At 57.5% G+C, this 15,447-nt stretch carries 14 protein-coding genes, 1 tRNA gene and 1 pseudogene; 7 read left to right on the top strand and 9 right to left on the bottom strand.

Features of this window, described 5'->3' with window-relative positions; translation table 11 throughout:
* Positions 1-5: 5 nt before the first annotated feature.
* Both CLU85_RS02780 and CLU85_RS02775 read right to left on the bottom strand, forming a co-directional pair.
* Positions 6-1,355 (bottom strand): DUF1329 domain-containing protein, encoded by a 1,350-nt coding sequence (locus tag CLU85_RS02780; RefSeq protein WP_100408946.1) that lies wholly within the window; start codon positions 1,353-1,355, stop codon positions 6-8.
* Positions 1,356-1,370: 15 nt separating this feature from the next.
* Complete coding sequence (locus tag CLU85_RS02775) at positions 1,371-3,038, bottom strand: DUF1302 domain-containing protein (protein ID WP_100408945.1); 1,668 nt, start codon at positions 3,036-3,038, stop codon at positions 1,371-1,373.
* Between the two features lie 150 nt (positions 3,039-3,188).
* On the opposite strand from CLU85_RS02775, the gene CLU85_RS02770 reads away from it, so the two are divergent.
* The 6 genes from CLU85_RS02770 to CLU85_RS02745 all read left to right on the top strand — a co-directional run bounded on the left by CLU85_RS02770 (position 3,189) and on the right by CLU85_RS02745 (position 9,932).
* Positions 3,189-4,097 carry a LysR family transcriptional regulator gene (locus CLU85_RS02770; protein WP_100408944.1) on the top strand — a complete coding sequence of 303 codons (909 nt, stop codon included), beginning with the start codon at positions 3,189-3,191 and terminating at the stop codon, positions 4,095-4,097.
* Positions 4,098-4,373: 276 nt separating this feature from the next.
* The gene (locus tag CLU85_RS02765) at positions 4,374-5,288 is read left to right on the top strand and encodes a LysR family transcriptional regulator (RefSeq protein ID WP_100408943.1); all 915 of its coding nucleotides are present in this window, start codon (positions 4,374-4,376) and stop codon (positions 5,286-5,288) included.
* A gap of 320 nt (positions 5,289-5,608) precedes the next feature.
* Positions 5,609-6,406: an ornithine cyclodeaminase family protein gene (locus tag CLU85_RS02760; protein WP_232727705.1), complete on the top strand. Its 798-nt coding sequence runs from the start codon at positions 5,609-5,611 to the stop codon at positions 6,404-6,406.
* A 19-nt stretch (positions 6,407-6,425) separates the two neighbouring features.
* Positions 6,426-7,445 carry a dihydrodipicolinate synthase family protein gene (locus tag CLU85_RS02755; protein WP_100408941.1) on the top strand — a complete coding sequence of 340 codons (1,020 nt, stop codon included), beginning with the start codon at positions 6,426-6,428 and terminating at the stop codon, positions 7,443-7,445.
* A gap of 8 nt (positions 7,446-7,453) precedes the next feature.
* Positions 7,454-8,923, top strand: a complete 1,470-nt coding sequence (locus tag CLU85_RS02750) for an NAD-dependent succinate-semialdehyde dehydrogenase (protein ID WP_100412336.1) — start codon at positions 7,454-7,456, stop codon at positions 8,921-8,923.
* 34 nt (positions 8,924-8,957) lie between these two features.
* Positions 8,958-9,932: a tripartite tricarboxylate transporter substrate binding protein gene (locus CLU85_RS02745; protein ID WP_100408940.1), complete on the top strand. Its 975-nt coding sequence runs from the start codon at positions 8,958-8,960 to the stop codon at positions 9,930-9,932.
* A gap of 281 nt (positions 9,933-10,213) precedes the next feature.
* On the opposite strand, the pseudogene glnQ reads toward CLU85_RS02745, so the two are convergent.
* A pseudogene (gene glnQ / locus CLU85_RS23250) lies at positions 10,214-10,333 on the bottom strand (glutamine ABC transporter ATP-binding protein GlnQ); the annotation flags it as partial.
* A 101-nt stretch (positions 10,334-10,434) separates the two neighbouring features.
* Here glnQ and CLU85_RS02735 point away from each other — a divergent pair.
* Entirely contained in the window at positions 10,435-11,970 is a 1,536-nt protein-coding gene (locus CLU85_RS02735) for an IS3 family transposase (protein ID WP_100408939.1), read from the top strand.
* Positions 11,971-12,242: 272 nt separating this feature from the next.
* Here CLU85_RS02735 and CLU85_RS02730 read toward each other — a convergent pair.
* From CLU85_RS02730 to rpsM, 6 genes are all read right to left on the bottom strand, one after another.
* A tRNA-Met gene (locus CLU85_RS02730) sits at positions 12,243-12,319 on the bottom strand.
* A 21-nt stretch (positions 12,320-12,340) separates the two neighbouring features.
* A complete protein-coding gene (gene rplQ / locus CLU85_RS02725) occupies positions 12,341-12,733 on the bottom strand; it encodes a 50S ribosomal protein L17 (protein WP_100408938.1) in 393 nt (130 codons plus the stop codon).
* Positions 12,734-12,824: 91 nt separating this feature from the next.
* Positions 12,825-13,817, bottom strand: a complete 993-nt coding sequence (rpoA, locus tag CLU85_RS02720) for a DNA-directed RNA polymerase subunit alpha (RefSeq protein ID WP_100408937.1) — start codon at positions 13,815-13,817, stop codon at positions 12,825-12,827.
* A gap of 116 nt (positions 13,818-13,933) precedes the next feature.
* Positions 13,934-14,557 carry a 30S ribosomal protein S4 gene (gene rpsD / locus CLU85_RS02715; RefSeq protein ID WP_092698009.1) on the bottom strand — a complete coding sequence of 208 codons (624 nt, stop codon included), beginning with the start codon at positions 14,555-14,557 and terminating at the stop codon, positions 13,934-13,936.
* A 92-nt stretch (positions 14,558-14,649) separates the two neighbouring features.
* Entirely contained in the window at positions 14,650-15,054 is a 405-nt protein-coding gene (gene rpsK, locus CLU85_RS02710; protein ID WP_005793662.1) for a 30S ribosomal protein S11, read from the bottom strand.
* 16 nt (positions 15,055-15,070) lie between these two features.
* The gene (gene rpsM, locus CLU85_RS02705; protein ID WP_008906516.1) at positions 15,071-15,436 is read right to left on the bottom strand and encodes a 30S ribosomal protein S13; all 366 of its coding nucleotides are present in this window, start codon (positions 15,434-15,436) and stop codon (positions 15,071-15,073) included.
* Between the last annotated feature and the right edge of the window lie 11 nt (positions 15,437-15,447).

Below are 15,447 nucleotides of genomic sequence, written 5' to 3'. Positions count from 1 at the left end.
GCAGTTCAACGAACGCCTTCGCCAGCCATGGCGTCGGGGGTGAAGAAAGTGTCGGGGCGGCGGGGCACCACCTTGTAGTGCTGCGGACGCTCATTCACCACACCGCTGGCATACCAGGTGCCGGCGACCAGGTCATTGAACCCCCACTGCTGAGGAGGCGTGGTAGCCGGCAGGTCGGGCATCACCATCGGATGTGACCACAGGGTGCGCCACAGTTGATCCTTCGCATCCCAGCGGTCGCCGAGCACGGCAACCCATGTGTCTTCATCCACGTAGTAGCGCGAGCGCGGTGCCTGGTGGCGTTGCCCCTGCTTGAGCTTGGCTTCGATGACCCACACCCGATGGAGCTCCCAGCGCACGTGGTCAGGATTGAGGTGGCTTGCCAGAAGCAAATCGCTGTCCTTGTCCGGCACATGCATCCCGTTTGCGTTGTAGGGGATGTACATCTCCTTCTTCCCCACGATGGTCCAGTCGAAGCGATCGCTGCGGCCGGAGACAACGTCGACTTCATCGAAATTCGCGATGCCGTTGGAGGCAGGTGTCGGTGTGTCGCAGCACGCGTTCGGCAGCTTGCGCACCCTGCGTTGGCCCGTGAGATAGACCCATGTGCCGGTCTTGTCCGGGTCCAGGTTTTGGCGACCAGTGATCGCTTCGCCAGCACGCACTGGAGGGCCCGAATTGATCAGGCGAATCATCCAGTATTCGCCATTCGCCTTTTCAGCAGAGCCATCCTTGTTGTAGTACGGCATTTGAAAGTCGCCCACGCCCTCGACTGCCATGACACGTTGACCAGTGGCAGTGCCCATGTATCCCCGAAAGTTGGTCTGCCAAGCTTCCCCGCGCCAATGCAACTCATGGTTGGCGAGGATCTCCTTGGCTGTCTTGGGGATTGGGAACGGGATGCCGCCATGAGCTCCACGCACGATCTCGCCTTCCAGGCGTGCCGTGGTGGCATTCTTCGCGGTGTTGTCGTAGACCCACTGCGGGGCCGCAGCGGTACGCTGCGTCTTGTACACATCGACGCGAAAGCTCTGTGGGTACTTCTTGATCAGCGCTTGCGTGCCGTCGGTCAGCTTGTCGGCGTGCTGTGCCATGTTGGAGGCTGTGACGCTGAACAAGGGCTTCTCCCCCGCAAACGGATTGTCACGGCGGCCACCGTTCTTGAAATTGGCCTGGGCCGTGGTGTACCCACCAGTCCAAGGCGGAATGGTGCCTTCTTTGTTTCCAGCACGCTCTCCGCCCAAGGGAGTGAGTTCGGTTTTGAGCTTGGCGGCTTCTTCGGGTGTCGCCGCAGCCATTGCGGTCAGGGTCGACAGGCACAGCAGGCCACCGACAAATTGCATGGTGTTCTTCATACGATGGATTCCAGGTCAGAAAGTGGTGCGCACCGAGAACGTCAGGGAGTTCCGGTCCTTCAGGGCTTGCTTGAACTGCGCGTTGTTCGCAGCGTCAAGCGTCGGAGCCGCTTTTCCGAGGTAGTGCACGTAGTTCAGTGCAAAGGTCCACGTCCCCAGGTAGACGCCGGAGAGTCCAAGATTCATGTCACCCCCTTTGTCTACGCCGAACCCCGGGCCCACTGCTGAAGAAGCGCCAAACGTGTAGCCCAGACCGATCGAGGGCGTCAGGTCAAGTCCGGGAACCACTTGCCGATAGCTGGGTGCATAGACCATCCGCGTACCGACAGCAGACTTGTCCGCATTTGGATTGAGCATCTGAGCGTTGCGCGTGACCTTGGTGCGCTCGTTCCAAGCGATTTCACCCACGAATGAAGATTCACGAGCAATGAATGACGGCCCGAGCGAGGCGATCCACGAGACCTGGGCGTGGGCACTCTCGCCCACCGCATAGCCGGGGTTGCTGCTGTTGTTCAGACCCGCGTTCACCCCCACGTTGGCCAGCGTGGTCTGCCCAGAACTTGCCAGTGGAGTGTTGTGGCGGACGGATACTTCCCCAGCGAAGCTCCACTCGTTCAACGTCTTGGCGAAGCTTGCACCGTACGCGCGCACTCCCTCGTGGTACATCCAGCGATAGGAGCTGGCGGACAGCGCCGGCGGGAACCCTGTCAGAACGTTGTTGATGTTGCTGGGCGTGGTCGCGTGGTAACGGATGGCATAGAAGCCAAAATCAGTGTCCAGTGCATCGGAGCGCCAGCGCACCTGCAATCCGCCTTGTCCAGAATCCTTGGCGTCCAAATCGGCCTGGCGAATGAACGCTCCGGTAGGTCCCGCATTGATGCGCTCCGCACCAGGCCCCAATGAATCACTGGAAGACAGGTAGGCACCCACGGGCATGAGGCGTGTTTTCTGCCACTCGTAATTTACGTAGGCACCAACCGCCAGGTTGGACGACAGCTGCACTTGGCCAGAGACCTTGCCAGTTGGCTTGGCCACTTCCTTGAACTGCGAATTGGGAACCGAAAGCAATTTGATCAGGTCCAGAGGTGCCTGGCCGCCGGCGATGCCATTGGCACCAAAGAAGAGACTTTCGCCCCAGAGCAGCGTGTGGCGGCCGATGCGCACGGTTGCCGGTGTGGCACCGAGATCGAAGCGTCCATAGACAAACGCATCGAGTACTTCTGCCTTTCGGCCCATGAGCTCGCGCGTTTCCGATGGGAATGCGTCGCGCGGGCTGTGGTTGGAGGTGAAGCCAACGTTGTCTGTACGACCGTTGTAGACCTCGTCATACCAAGCGGCGGCGCTGACTCTCGCACCGTAGCTGGGGCCGGTGAGGTCCAGTTCACTCAGCAGGTCCAGACGGTTCGATACGATCCCGCGCTTGAAATTGTTGTCACCGTCATCCTGGTTCGCCGTCACCGGAAGGGTGTTCGACAGGGAGGGAAGAGGCGACTTCACGCGACCAGCAAGGCTGTACTTGACGGTGTTGTCCCAGCGTAGCTTCCAGTCGGTGTTTCCTGTGTCGATCTCTATGGCTGACGCAGTTTGAGCACCAGCGATCGCGAGAGTCGCTGCCGCTGCAATCCTGGTGTATCGGGGGCGTACGGACGTGGATCGACCTGCCGGGTCGGCGCTGTTTCGCATGGCTTTGTCTCCGTTATGTTTGTTTTGCTGCCGCCAAGCTCTGTGGCGAGTGCGACAAGGACGAACTCTAAAGAATTGGCTTGTATTCCTGAAATGGATTCTTTAGATTCCTAGAATCCACGCGACAAATATCAATAGAAACCCTGAGACATGCGATTCAACAAACTTGACCTCAACTTGCTGGTGGCATTGGATGCACTACTCGCGGAGCGCAACATCAGCAGAGCCGGTGAAAGGGTGCACTTAAGCCAGCCGGCGATGAGCAACGCGTTGGCCAGATTGCGCGAGTACTTTGGTGACGAGCTGCTCGCCGCGCAGGGGCGACAGATGGTGCTCACTCCTCGCGCACTTGGCCTCATTGAGCCTGTTAGAGAGGTGCTGATGCGCATTGACAGCACGATCACCAACCCACCGGTCTTCGATCCCGCCAAGGCAACGCGGACTTTCGTTTTGCTGCTCTCGGACTTCACCACAGCGGTCTTTGTCCCTGCCATGTTGGAGGCGCTTTACAAAGAGGCCAGAGGAATCGGAATCGAGCTCCGGATGTTGAGTGATCGGCCCATTGAGCAACTGGAGCAGGGTGATGCCGACTTGCTCATCATCCCAGCCCAATACGTGTCGCCTGATCATCCGAGCGAAGCACTTTTCGAAGAGCAATATCTCTGCGTGACCTGGTTGGGAAACAGCCGTATCAAGGAGGAGTTGACTTTCAACGACTACCTGGAATGCGGCCATGTTGTTGCGAACTACGCGACCGGACAGCAACGGGCGGCATTCGACAGTTGGTTTCTGGACCGATTTGGGATCAAGCGCCATGTCGAAGTGTCCGCCCCGACGATGGCCGCACTTCCCCGCATGGTTGTTGGCACGGATCGAATCGCAACCGTGCACAAGCGATTGGCGATTCAAGCCGAAGCAATTCTGCCCATCCGCCTATGGGAGCCACCGCTTGAGGTCCCCACCCTCGAACAGAAACTTCAATGGCATCGCCATCGAGATGCCGATCCCGCGCTGACCTGGATGCGAGAGCTGGCACTGCGGGTGGGTAAGACGATCTAGACTCCCCCAATGAAGCAAATAGCCTCCCTGTAAGCGGGCACACCTGGAAGCCGGTCGCGGACTCGCTCGCCGGCAAGGGCCGACATCGCCGAGGTGAGGTTGGCAGAACCGAATACTATGCGTGCGCGCAAGCTTGGGCCTGCGTATCTCGCCGTTTGTCAATGCCGCAGGTAGCTCGCGACCACGGCCTCACGTGCCAGAGGGCACACCGATCGGCGATATTCGGCCCCTATTTGATGCGCCCAGCAGACGCGCTGAACAACGGACAACGGCACAGTGCAAACCATCCTTGACGCCAAGTGGCACCTGTTTGCGAAAGTCGCCGAGCTTGGCAGTCTTTCACGCGCGTCTGCCGCGCTCGACATGCCGCAGTCCGTAGTCAGTCGGCACATAGCCCAACTTGAAACGGAATCGGGCAGCCGCCTTTTTCGCCGCACGGGTCGAGGTGTCGTGTTGACGGAACTTGGAGAGAGGGTGTATCCAAGAATCAAAGCCATGATCCGCCAAGCCGAGCAATTGGCCGATGACATCCGGTCGAGTCGCGGCATCCCAATGGGCGAAGTGCGTTTGGGTTTGCTCCCCTCGACGGTCGGCTTGCTGGCCGGTCGACTTTATGCGAAGGCGCTAGAGCAGTTCCCAGAAGTGCAGCTGCACATCACGGAAGGGTCCAGCGCCCAGCTTGAAGAGTGGCTGAAAGAGGGGCGATTGGACCTGGCGTTCCTATTGCGCGAGGAAGATAGTGCTCGGAAAGACGAGCCGGTATTGACAAGGCTCCGCCTGGTTTTGATTGTCCCACTCACTCACGAACTGGCAGGACGTCGTTCCATCCCATTCGAAGACGTTTTGAAGATGCCACTGGTGCTGCCTTCTGATCCGCATCCGTTTCGCGCTCGGATCGCGGCACTCGCGCGCCAGCACGGCGCCGTGCTGAGAATCGGTGCCGAAGCGGACTCCATCCACCTTCAGCATGAGATCGCTGCCCACGGTGGCGGGTTCGCCATTACAGCGGGCCAGCTCACTCCCCTAGAGCGCAAGCGATTGGCAACTGTGAAGATCGTGCAACCTGTTTTCTCCCGGTCGATTGTGCTGGGCACCACTTTGCATCGCCCTTCCACGCACGCTTCGCGGGAGATTGCTCGCCTTGTCCTTGAGTGGGTTCCGGACTTGCTGAAATCACAGGATCCAATATGAGAAGCCAACCGAATTTCGGATAGCTGCTTTCGCTGCAGTAGCGTCGCTCAGGGAGAGGTTCTTCCCTAGGATGAGCTCCTATCAACAGGAGACATGCTTTGGGAAACCACTCGTCGGAAGCGGCCATCGCCGTTCCGCCAACTCTATTTCTTTCCGACGCTGAGGTTGCCAGTTTGGCCGACTGGCCGTCGGCTATTCAGGCTCTGCGAGCAGCTTACGAAAGTGAGATTGCACCAAGCATGGTGCCGCCCCGCTCCATGGCACGCGGTGACGGCATGTGGCTCCGAGGGTTGTCTGCCGTGTCCCCAACCGGCGGACACATGGGTAGCAAACTGATCTCCGCCTCAATGAAGATGCGTCGGGCGAGCTACCTCATTTCCTTGTTTGACCAGACCACAATGGGACTGGCTGCGCTGATCGACGGTAACCGCGTGACAGGAATCCGCACGGCAGCCACTGCGGCGGTTGCCGTCGACTGCGCGGCACCCCACCGGGCACTTCGGGTTGGCGTTATCGGCTCCGGATTCGAGGCACGTGGCCTTCTGCTGGCATTGGCCTCAATACGAGAAGTCGCGCATGTGAAGGTGTACAGCCCAACGCCTGCAAGCCGCGAACGTTTCGCAGACGAAATGCGCCACGATCTCTCGCTCCATATTGATCCATCGACCTCTGCGCAGGATGCCATCCGCGGGGCTGACGTGGTGTTGTGTGCGGCACGCAGCCGGGATGAATCCCCGGTACTGGTCGGCGAATGGCTAGAGCCCGACATGACAGTCGTATCCATAGGCTCCACGCTGCCAGAGCAGCGCGAAGTGGACGAGCAGGTGATCGCTCGTGCCGCCCTCATCGTAGCCGACATGGTGGAGGAGGTAGCGCACGACACCGGCGACATGATCGCGGCAAAGAAGGCCGGGGTGAACTTCGACGACAAGCTGTTTGCGCTTTCGGACTTTGTAGGAGGTCGCACGCCAGGCCGACAGCCTGGTGACATCGTTCTCTACAAATCGGTGGGCTCAGCGCTCCAAGACGTAGTTACCGCAGAGATGCTGTTGGCAAGGGCCCGCGCAAAAGGCGTCGGCACTGAATTGCTGAGCAGCATTGTTCCAGTTTCCAAGTAACGATTCAAAGAAAGACTTTATGGCTTCCTACAAGAAAAAAGACGCGCGCGCTTGGGCACGAGAACGCCTCGTCGGATGCTCAGCAGTAACTATCCCAAGTTACTCGTCCGATCTCAAAAATCTCAATGAACGCGGGATTCGCCACGATATCGCATCGGTTCAAAAGCTGGGTTACACGTACACGCTGCTGTGTTCTGAGGTGGCGATCACGCCAGAAGAAAACGCCCAATTCACGGCCTGGGCGCGGGACACAGCAGGAAGCGATTTCGGCTTGTTCTTCCACGCCTCATTTGGAACTTTGGAGGAGAACATCTTCGCCGCGCAGTTGGCCGAAGCAGCTGGCGCGGACATCGTTCTGCTGTCCTATCCCTCGCAATTTTGGCCCACGAGCGAGCAGGAAATCTATGACTACACCAAGAAATTCTGCGACTCGACAAATCTCGCTGTAATGCTTTTCCCCATCCCGTTGTGGGGCTTCGAGCGAGTTCACCCCGCTGGCATGTCGGTGGAGTTCGTGCGCCGCGTACTTGATGACTGCCCCAACATCGTGGCGATCAAGTCTGAGCAAGGTTTTCCGCTGATCGCGGGTGCCACCGAGATGTATCGCCATTTCCGAAGCGAAGTGGTCATCAGCGTCCCGATCGAAAGCGATGCAATCCCCCTTATGAGCCTGATGGACCTGCAGTTTTCTGGCACGAGCAATACCGCTTGGATGAGCGACTACTATCCCCGCGCGTTCGAGCTTGCCAGGACTGGTCAATGGGAAGAGGCGATGAAACTATTCTGGCAAGTCAATCCAGCACGCAACGCCAACGGCGCAGGCGCACAGTCCTACGCGGGCGGGACCGGCGTGCTCAACAGAACGATGTGGAAATACCAAGACTGGTTGGCTGGATTCAATGGGGGCCCTTTGCGAGCACCTGCCATGCGAATTCCAGACAGGTTCATGAAACAGATGCGTCAGGGCCTTCTGGCATCAAAGCTGCCCGTGACCGACGATCCTGACAACGAGTTCATGGTAGGTCGATTCCCATGCTGAAGACCGCCATGAACTCCATTCTCAAAGATCCATCGCTCTGGCGCGAGGCAGCGTTGATTGACGGCGAGTGGATTGCAGCCACTCCACACGGCACGACGGAATTGCGCAACCCTGCCAACGGAGACTTGCTGGCCACCCTACCCCGGTGCAAGGAAGAGGAAACCACCAACGCCGTTCTGGCCGCTGACAGGGCCTTTCGCAAATGGAGAACAACTACTGCGAAGCACCGCTCCCAGGTGTTGTACCGCTGGTGGCAACTGATCGTTGAGAACAAAAACGATCTGGCCACCTTGATAACGCTGGAAGAAGGCAAACCGATTGCCGAAGCCAGGGGTGAGATTGACTATGCAGCCGGCTTCATCCAGTGGTTCGCCGAGGAGGCCAAGCGCATTCGCGGAGATGTCATTCCCTCGTCCAAAGACACGCAGAGAATCGTTACCCTCAAGCAGGCAATAGGCGTTTGCGCAGCCATCACGCCCTGGAATTTTCCCGCAGCGATGATCGCCCGCAAAGCGGGTCCAGCGTTGGCCGCGGGATGCACCATGGTAGTGAAGCCAGCAAGTCAAACCCCGCTGACAGCGCTTGCCTTGGGGGAACTCGCTCTACGCGCTGGAATACCGGCAGGAGTGTTCAATGTTGTCACAGGCAACGACACCCGCGCGATCGGCGGCGTGCTGACCTCTCACCCCTTGGTGCGCAAGATCACATTCACCGGGTCTACAGAGGTAGGGCGACTACTTCTCCAGCAGTCTGCATCCACTATCAAGAAATGCTCGATGGAGCTTGGTGGCAATGCGCCGTGTATCGTGTTCGACGATGCTTCGATTGATCTGGCGGTAGAGGGCATTCTTGTGGCGAAGTTTCGCAACACAGGACAGTCATGCATCGCGGCTAACCGGGTGATGGTTCAGGATGGCATCTATGACGCGCTTGCAGAACGGCTGGCCAACCGCGTATCGAAACTCTTGGTCGGCAACGGTCTGGACGATGGTGTGCAGATAGGACCCTTGATCGACTCCGCCGCTGTGGGCAAGGTCGCAGAACATGTGAGCAGCGCTGTCAATGCCGGCGCGCGTGTCTTGACCGGGGGACAGCATCACTCAATGGGTGGATGTTTCTTCCAACCCACCGTGATTGTCGACGTGACCCCCGATATGACCATCGCAGTCGAAGAGACATTTGGTCCTGTCCTCCCTCTGATTCGATTCAAGACCGATGACGAGGCGATCGCCATGGCCAACGATACCGAGTTCGGACTTGCAGCCTATCTATTCAGCAAGGACGCGGTACGAATCTGGCGCACATCCGAAGCGCTCGAGACGGGCATGGTTGGCATCAATACAGGCCTCATTTCTACTGAAGTCGCGCCATTCGGAGGGGTTAAACAGAGTGGTCTGGGTCGTGAAGGATCTCAGTACGGAATAGACGAATTCCTCGAAATCAAATACCTCTGTTGGGACGGTCTTTCGAACGACTGACCACCATCAATCACATATAAAAAAAGAGGCAAAAATGGTCACCTATTTCAACAAGATATTTTCAAAATTGCTGTTTGGCAGTGTGTTGCTCGCGTGCGCAGGCACATCCCCTGCGCAAAACTCGCAACAAGTCATCAGAGTCATTGTTCCGTACACCGCTGGAGGTATTTCCGACCAGGTTGCCCGAGGCGTGGTTGAGCGCATGTCAAAGACACTCGGCCGGACCATGATTATTGAAAACAAGCCAGGAGGCGGCTCGAGAATTGGTTCGGATTTGGTCATGCGTGCCGCACCGGACGGGAACACGTTGCTGTTCACCAACCCCAGCTACAGCATTCTCCCCATCACTGACAGCAGCGTGAAGTACGACCCCACCAAGGCGTTAGCGCCAGTCGCGCTGATAGGAAAGTATGGACTCCCTATCGCTGTAAGCGCCAAGTTGCCCGTCAGTTCCCTACAAGAGTTCATTGCGTATGCGAAGAACAATCCTGGCAAGCTGAGTTATGGAAGTTCCGGTGCGGGGAGTGGAGCCCACTTCGCGGGCGAATTTTTCATGATGCTCACAAAAACGGAGATGGTGCACATCCCCTACAAGTCCACCTCAGGGGCAATTCTCGACGTAGCCAGCGGCGTACTGGACATGACCTTCGATGCCACAGCCAAGACTTATGCAGATGCCGGCAAGGTCAAAATCGTCGCCGTGAGTGGAGATCAACGTGACCCGCGAATGCCCAATGTGCCAACTGCTGCGGAGAGCGGGTTGAACGAGTTCGTGTTGACATCATGGCTTGGCGTTTTCGCTCCTCCAGGCACACCTTCAGCGGTGATCGACAAGCTCAATAAAGCAGCCAATGCTGCGGTAAGTGACGCCTCTTTCGCGAAACAAGTTTTGGAAATGGGGATCTCCGCCACTGGCGGCCCTCCCTCGCGCCTGGCGAATATCGTGCAGCAGGACGTGACGGTGTATCGGCGGATTGCGGTGGATGGCAAGCTGAACTTCAAAGAGTGACGATCTCTAACGAGGTCTTCGCGGCCCGAGAATCGATCGGGCCTGTTTTGTCTCCGTCTCCGCGCGCTAGTGTCCTGACTGAAACACGGCCGGATCGTGCGCATGGAGATGCTTGACGGTGATGCGCCGAAAGTGAACCGTCGCGGTTTGGGCCTTATCTACTGCTGCGCTGGTAGCCCAGTTGAAGCGAATTGAAAGCGTAGAGTGGGGTTCTCTCCTTGCGGCTTACTTCAAGTTCGTTCATAAGCGGGTGAAGCAAAAATCCCTTCATTTCCGAATGACTACCGCAAGATCTGCTGCAAGAATGCCTTGCTGCGCTCGTGGCGAGGGCTTTCAAAAAACGCGTCTGGCGTATTGACCTCCAGCACCTTGCCCTCGTCCATGAAGACCACCCGGTCAGCCTGAACCGCCCCGGGTTTTGCGGAGGCTGTTTGGTTTAAGTGCTCATGCCACTGCAGCCGAGGGGGTGCGGACGAAAACTTGGACTACCAAGAGGTAGTTCATGTATTCCTACGAAGAAAGAATCCGAGCAGTTGAGCTCTTCATCAAGCTGGGCATGCGAGTCAGGCCCACCATCAGGCAGTTGGGATACCCGACCAAGAACTCATTGAAAGGTTGGTATCGGGAATATCAGCAGCGTCAGGACTTGCCTAAAAGCTATGCGGGGCGTGAGCCCAAGTTCTCACAGGCGCAAAAGGCTGCCGCCCTTGAGCACTACCTCACCCATGATAGATGCATTGCAGCCACCATGAGGGCCCTGGGCTATCCCGGTCGTGGAACGCTCACCAAGTGGATTCGCGAGGCCATTCCTGAGGCCAGGAAAGCAATCGTCGGTCGTGTTGGGCGAAGGTATCCCGAGTCGTTGAAGCAAACGGGAGTGGTGGAGCTCTGCACGCGGCAGGAAAGTGCACAGGCTGTTGCCGACAAGCTCGGCGTTTGCCGGCCGACGTTGTACAACTGGAAGAACCAACTTCTGGGACGTGAGGCCCCAGCTTCAATGAAACACACCCATCGATCTCCCCAGCAACGAGAGCGCGACGAGCTCGAACTCCAAGTGGCTGTATTGCGCCGCGAGGTCCGGCAATTGAGGCTTGAACAGGACCTCTTGAATAAGGCCAATGAACTGTTAAAAAAAGGCCTGGGCGTCAATCTGCAGCTCCTATCCAACCGGGAGAAGACACTGCTGATTGACGCCCTGAGAGAGCACTATGGGCTCCCAGAGCTCCTCGCGCAGGTGGGGCTGGCCCGTAGCTCGTACTTCTACCACCGAGCCCGTGCAGTGGTGGGCGACAAGTATCTCCAGGTGCGGCAGTCCATCACTGAGATCTTCGAGTCAAATCACCGGTGCTATGGCTATCGCAGGTTGCAGGCCTCGCTGGCCAGGCAACAGGGGCCGATCTCCGAGAAGGTGGTACAGCGGCTCATGAAGCAGGCACACCTAGTCGTTCCAAAGCCCAAGAAGCGCCGGTACGCCTCATACCTGGGTGAGATCAGTCCAGCGCCTGAGAACATCATCAACCGCGACTTCCAGGCCTCAGCCCCCAACGAGAAGTGGCTCACGGACATCACGGAGTTCCAGATCCCGGCAGGCAAGGTTTACCTGTCGCCGATCATCGACTGCTTCGACGGGATGGTGGTGAGCTGGACGATTGGCACGAGCCCGGATGCTGAGTTGGTCAACACCATGCTGGATGCCGCCATCGAGACTGTGGCAGAAACCACCGAGAGGCCCGTGGTTCACTCTGACCGCGGTGGCCACTACCGCTGGCCAGGCTGGCTATCGAGAATGAGTGAGGCGAACCTTACCCGCTCGATGTCTCGCAAGGCTTGCTCTCCGGACAATGCGGCGTGCGAGGGCTTCTTCGGTCGGCTGAAGAATGAAATGTTCTATCCTCGAGACTGGAAGGGCACGACCATCGAGCAATTTATTGAGATGGTCGACTCGTACATCCGCTGGTACAACGAAAAGCGGATCAAGATCTCCCTTGGCTCTCTCAGCCCGATTGAATACCGGGTGAGCCTGGGACTTGCGGCATAAAACCAGTCCAAGTTTTTATCCGCACCCCAAAAAGTACAAAGGTAGGGCCCCCGTGTTGTTCCAATTCGTTGATGTCTCGAATTCGGCAGTACAACACTCAGCGCATAGCGACAACTCTCGACCTCTTGACTCCAGAAACTCGACGCATACCCAATGGTCACTAGCGCTGAGGCTTGCAATTGTGACGACACAGACCTCGTCACAAACCTCGACACAAAACAAAAAGGCCCACTGAAGTGGGCCTTGAAGACAAGCTAAGTGCTTGATTTTATTGGTTGCGCGAGAAGGATTTGAACCTCCGACCTTTGGGTTATGAGCCCAACGAGCTACCAGACTGCTCCATCGCGCGGTATGTTTAAATTATACTCTATTATTCAGTGGCTGCCGAATTATTTTCGGTTTCTGCAGCGCGATCCACCAATTCGACCAGTGCCATAGGCGCATTGTCGCCCACGCGGAATCCCATCTTCAGGATACGGGTGTAACCACCGGGACGCGCATTGAAGCGAGGACCCAGTTCGTTGAACAACTTGGTCACCATGTCGCGGTCACGCAGACGGTTGAATGCCAGACGGCGGTTGGCGACGGTATCGACCTTGGCCAGGGTGATCATGGGCTCAACCACGCGGCGCAGTTCTTTGGCCTTGGGCACGGTGGTCTTGATGACTTCGTGTTGCAGCAGCGAATTCATCATGTTCTGCAGCATCGCAAGGCGGTGCGAGCTGGTGCGATTGAGTTTGCGGAGTCCGTGTCCGTGGCGCATGGTGCTTTTTCCTACTATGTAATTAATTCAGGCAGCCGTATCAGGTACTGCCCGAGGCACTGTTCCCAAGAAGGGAACCTAAGATTATAACTTAACGCTTATCCAAACCGGCTGGCGGCCAGTTTTCAAGCTTCATGCCCAGCGTGAGACCACGCGATGCGAGCACTTCCTTGATTTCATTGAGCGACTTGCGACCCAGGTTAGGCGTCTTGAGCAACTCGTTTTCGGTGCGCTGGATCAGGTCACCGATGTAGTAGATGTTCTCTGCCTTCAGGCAGTTGGCAGAGCGCACGGTCAATTCCAGCTCGTCCACAGGGCGCAGCAGAATCGGATCGAACGTGGCGTTACCACGCGGGCCTGCTGGTGCATCGAATGCAGCCAGCTCACCACCTTCCAGCTGTGCGAACACAGCCAGCTGCTCCACCAAGATCTTCGCCGATGCCCGCACCGCGTCTTCAGCAGTAATAGCACCGTTGGTTTCGATCTCGACAACCAGCTTATCCAGGTCCGTACGTTGTTCCACGCGAGCGCTTTCCACCGTGTAGCTCACGCGCTTCACAGGGGAGAACGATGCATCCAGCACAATCCGGCCAATAGATTTTGTCGACTCGTCGGCATAGCGACGCAGGTTACCAGGAACGTAGCCGCGACCCTTCTCGACCTTGATCTGCATGTCCAGCTTGCCGCCTTGCGACAAATTGGCAATCACATGATCAGGGTTGACGATTTCCACGTCATGGGGGGTCTGGATATCACGCGCAGTAACCACGCCTTCGCCATCTTTACGCAGGCTCAGCGTCACTTCGTCACGGTTGTGCAGCTTGAACACTACACCCTTGAGGTTCAGAAGAATGTTGACCACATCTTCCTGGACGCCATCGATGGACGAATACTCGTGCAGAACGCCCGCAATAGTGACTTCCGTCGCTGCGTAACCCACCATGGACGAGAGAAGGACGCGCCGAATGGCGTTGCCCAGCGTGTGGCCGTAGCCACGCTCGAACGGCTCCAGCGCGACCTTGGCCCGGTTGTGGCCAAGCTGCTCGACATTGATCGCCTTGGGTTTCAGCAAATTGGTTTGCATTCAGACTTCCTCTCAATACCCCCAGCTCGTTACACCGGTAAGGCTGGTGAAGCGCCTAAACCGCGATGCCTCGCGGTTCAGGTACGGTTTTTTCGAAATGTGATTCGAACTAGCGATTAGCGCGAATACAACTCAACGATCAGCGATTCGTTGATGTCGGCACCGAACTCGTCGCGGTCTGGCACCTTCTTGAAAATGCCTTCAGCCTTTTCAGCATTGACGTCCACCCATGCCGGCATGCCAACCTGGGCGGCCAGCTGCAGAGCTTCGACAATACGATTTTGCTTCTTGGACTTTTCACGCACAGCCACCACGTCGCCCGTCTTCACGAGGTACGAGGCAATGTTCACGGACTTGCCGTTCACGGTGATAGCCTTGTGCGACACCAGCTGGCGTGCTTCGGCACGGGTCGAACCGAAGCCCATGCGATACACGACGTTGTCGAGGCGGGATTCCAGCAAGAACAGCAGGTTCGCGCCCGTGTTGCCCTTCTTGCCTTCAGCGGCTTCGAAGTAACGGCGGAATTGCTTCTCCAGCACGCCGTACATGCGCTTGACCTTCTGCTTTTCACGCAGTTGCAGACCGTAGTCAGAAGTACGGGCACCGGAAGTGCGGCCGTGCTGACCAGGCTTAGAGTCGAACTTGGACTTGTCGGCGATGGAGCGACGAGCGCTCTTCAGGAACAGGTCCGTGCCTTCACGGCGGGAGAGTTTGGCCTTGGGGCCGAGGTAACGTGCCACTTGAGCTTCCTTTGTGTCATCTACCGCAAACAATTGCGGGAGCCGCCTGAGGCGCTTGCGCGTTCACAGGCGGCGGTGGGCTTAGAGAGAGATTAGATACGGCGGCGCTTTTGAGGGCGGCAACCGTTGTGTGGCACCGGGGTCACGTCGGAGATCGACGTAATACGGATGCCCAGTGCGCCCAGTGCGCGCACCGACGATTCACGGCCAGGACCAGGACCCTTGATTTCAACGTCAAGGTTCTTGATACCTTGATCGATGGCAGCGCGGCCAGCCACTTCCGAAGCCACCTGGGCTGCGAATGGGGTGGACTTGCGCGAACCCTTGAAACCTTGGCCACCGGACGATGCCCACGACAAGGCATTGCCCTGACGGTCGGTGATCGTGATGATGGTGTTGTTGAACGAGGCGTGCACGTGTGCAATGCCGTCCGAAACGTTCTTCCGGACCTTTTTGCGAACGCGCTGAGCTGCGTTATTGGCAGGAGACTTAGCCATGATGATCTTTCAATCTTTATTTCTTCAGTGCAGCAGCACCCTTGCGCGGACCCTTGCGAGTACGTGCATTGGTACGGGTGCGCTGACCACGCATTGGCAGACCGCGGCGATGGCGGAAGCCACGATAGCAGCCGATGTCCATCAAACGCTTGATGTTCATCGTGGTTTCGCGGCGCAGGTCACCTTCAATGGTGAACTGCTCGATTTGCTCACGAATTTTTTCCAGATCACCGTCCGTCAGATCTTTGATCTTCTTGGAGTAAGCGATACCAGTTGCTTCGCAAATCTTGCGAGCGCGGGTGCGACCAATGCCAAAAATGGCGGTCAAACCGATTTCCGCGTGCTTGTGGGGCGGAATGTTAATGCCAGCGATACGTGCCATATGCGTCCTCT

Source organism: Acidovorax sp. 69, assembly GCF_002797445.1.
In the GTDB taxonomy this organism is placed as follows: Bacteria; Pseudomonadota; Gammaproteobacteria; order Burkholderiales; family Burkholderiaceae_C; genus Acidovorax.
This window is presented reverse-complemented; position numbering and strand designations above follow the sequence as displayed.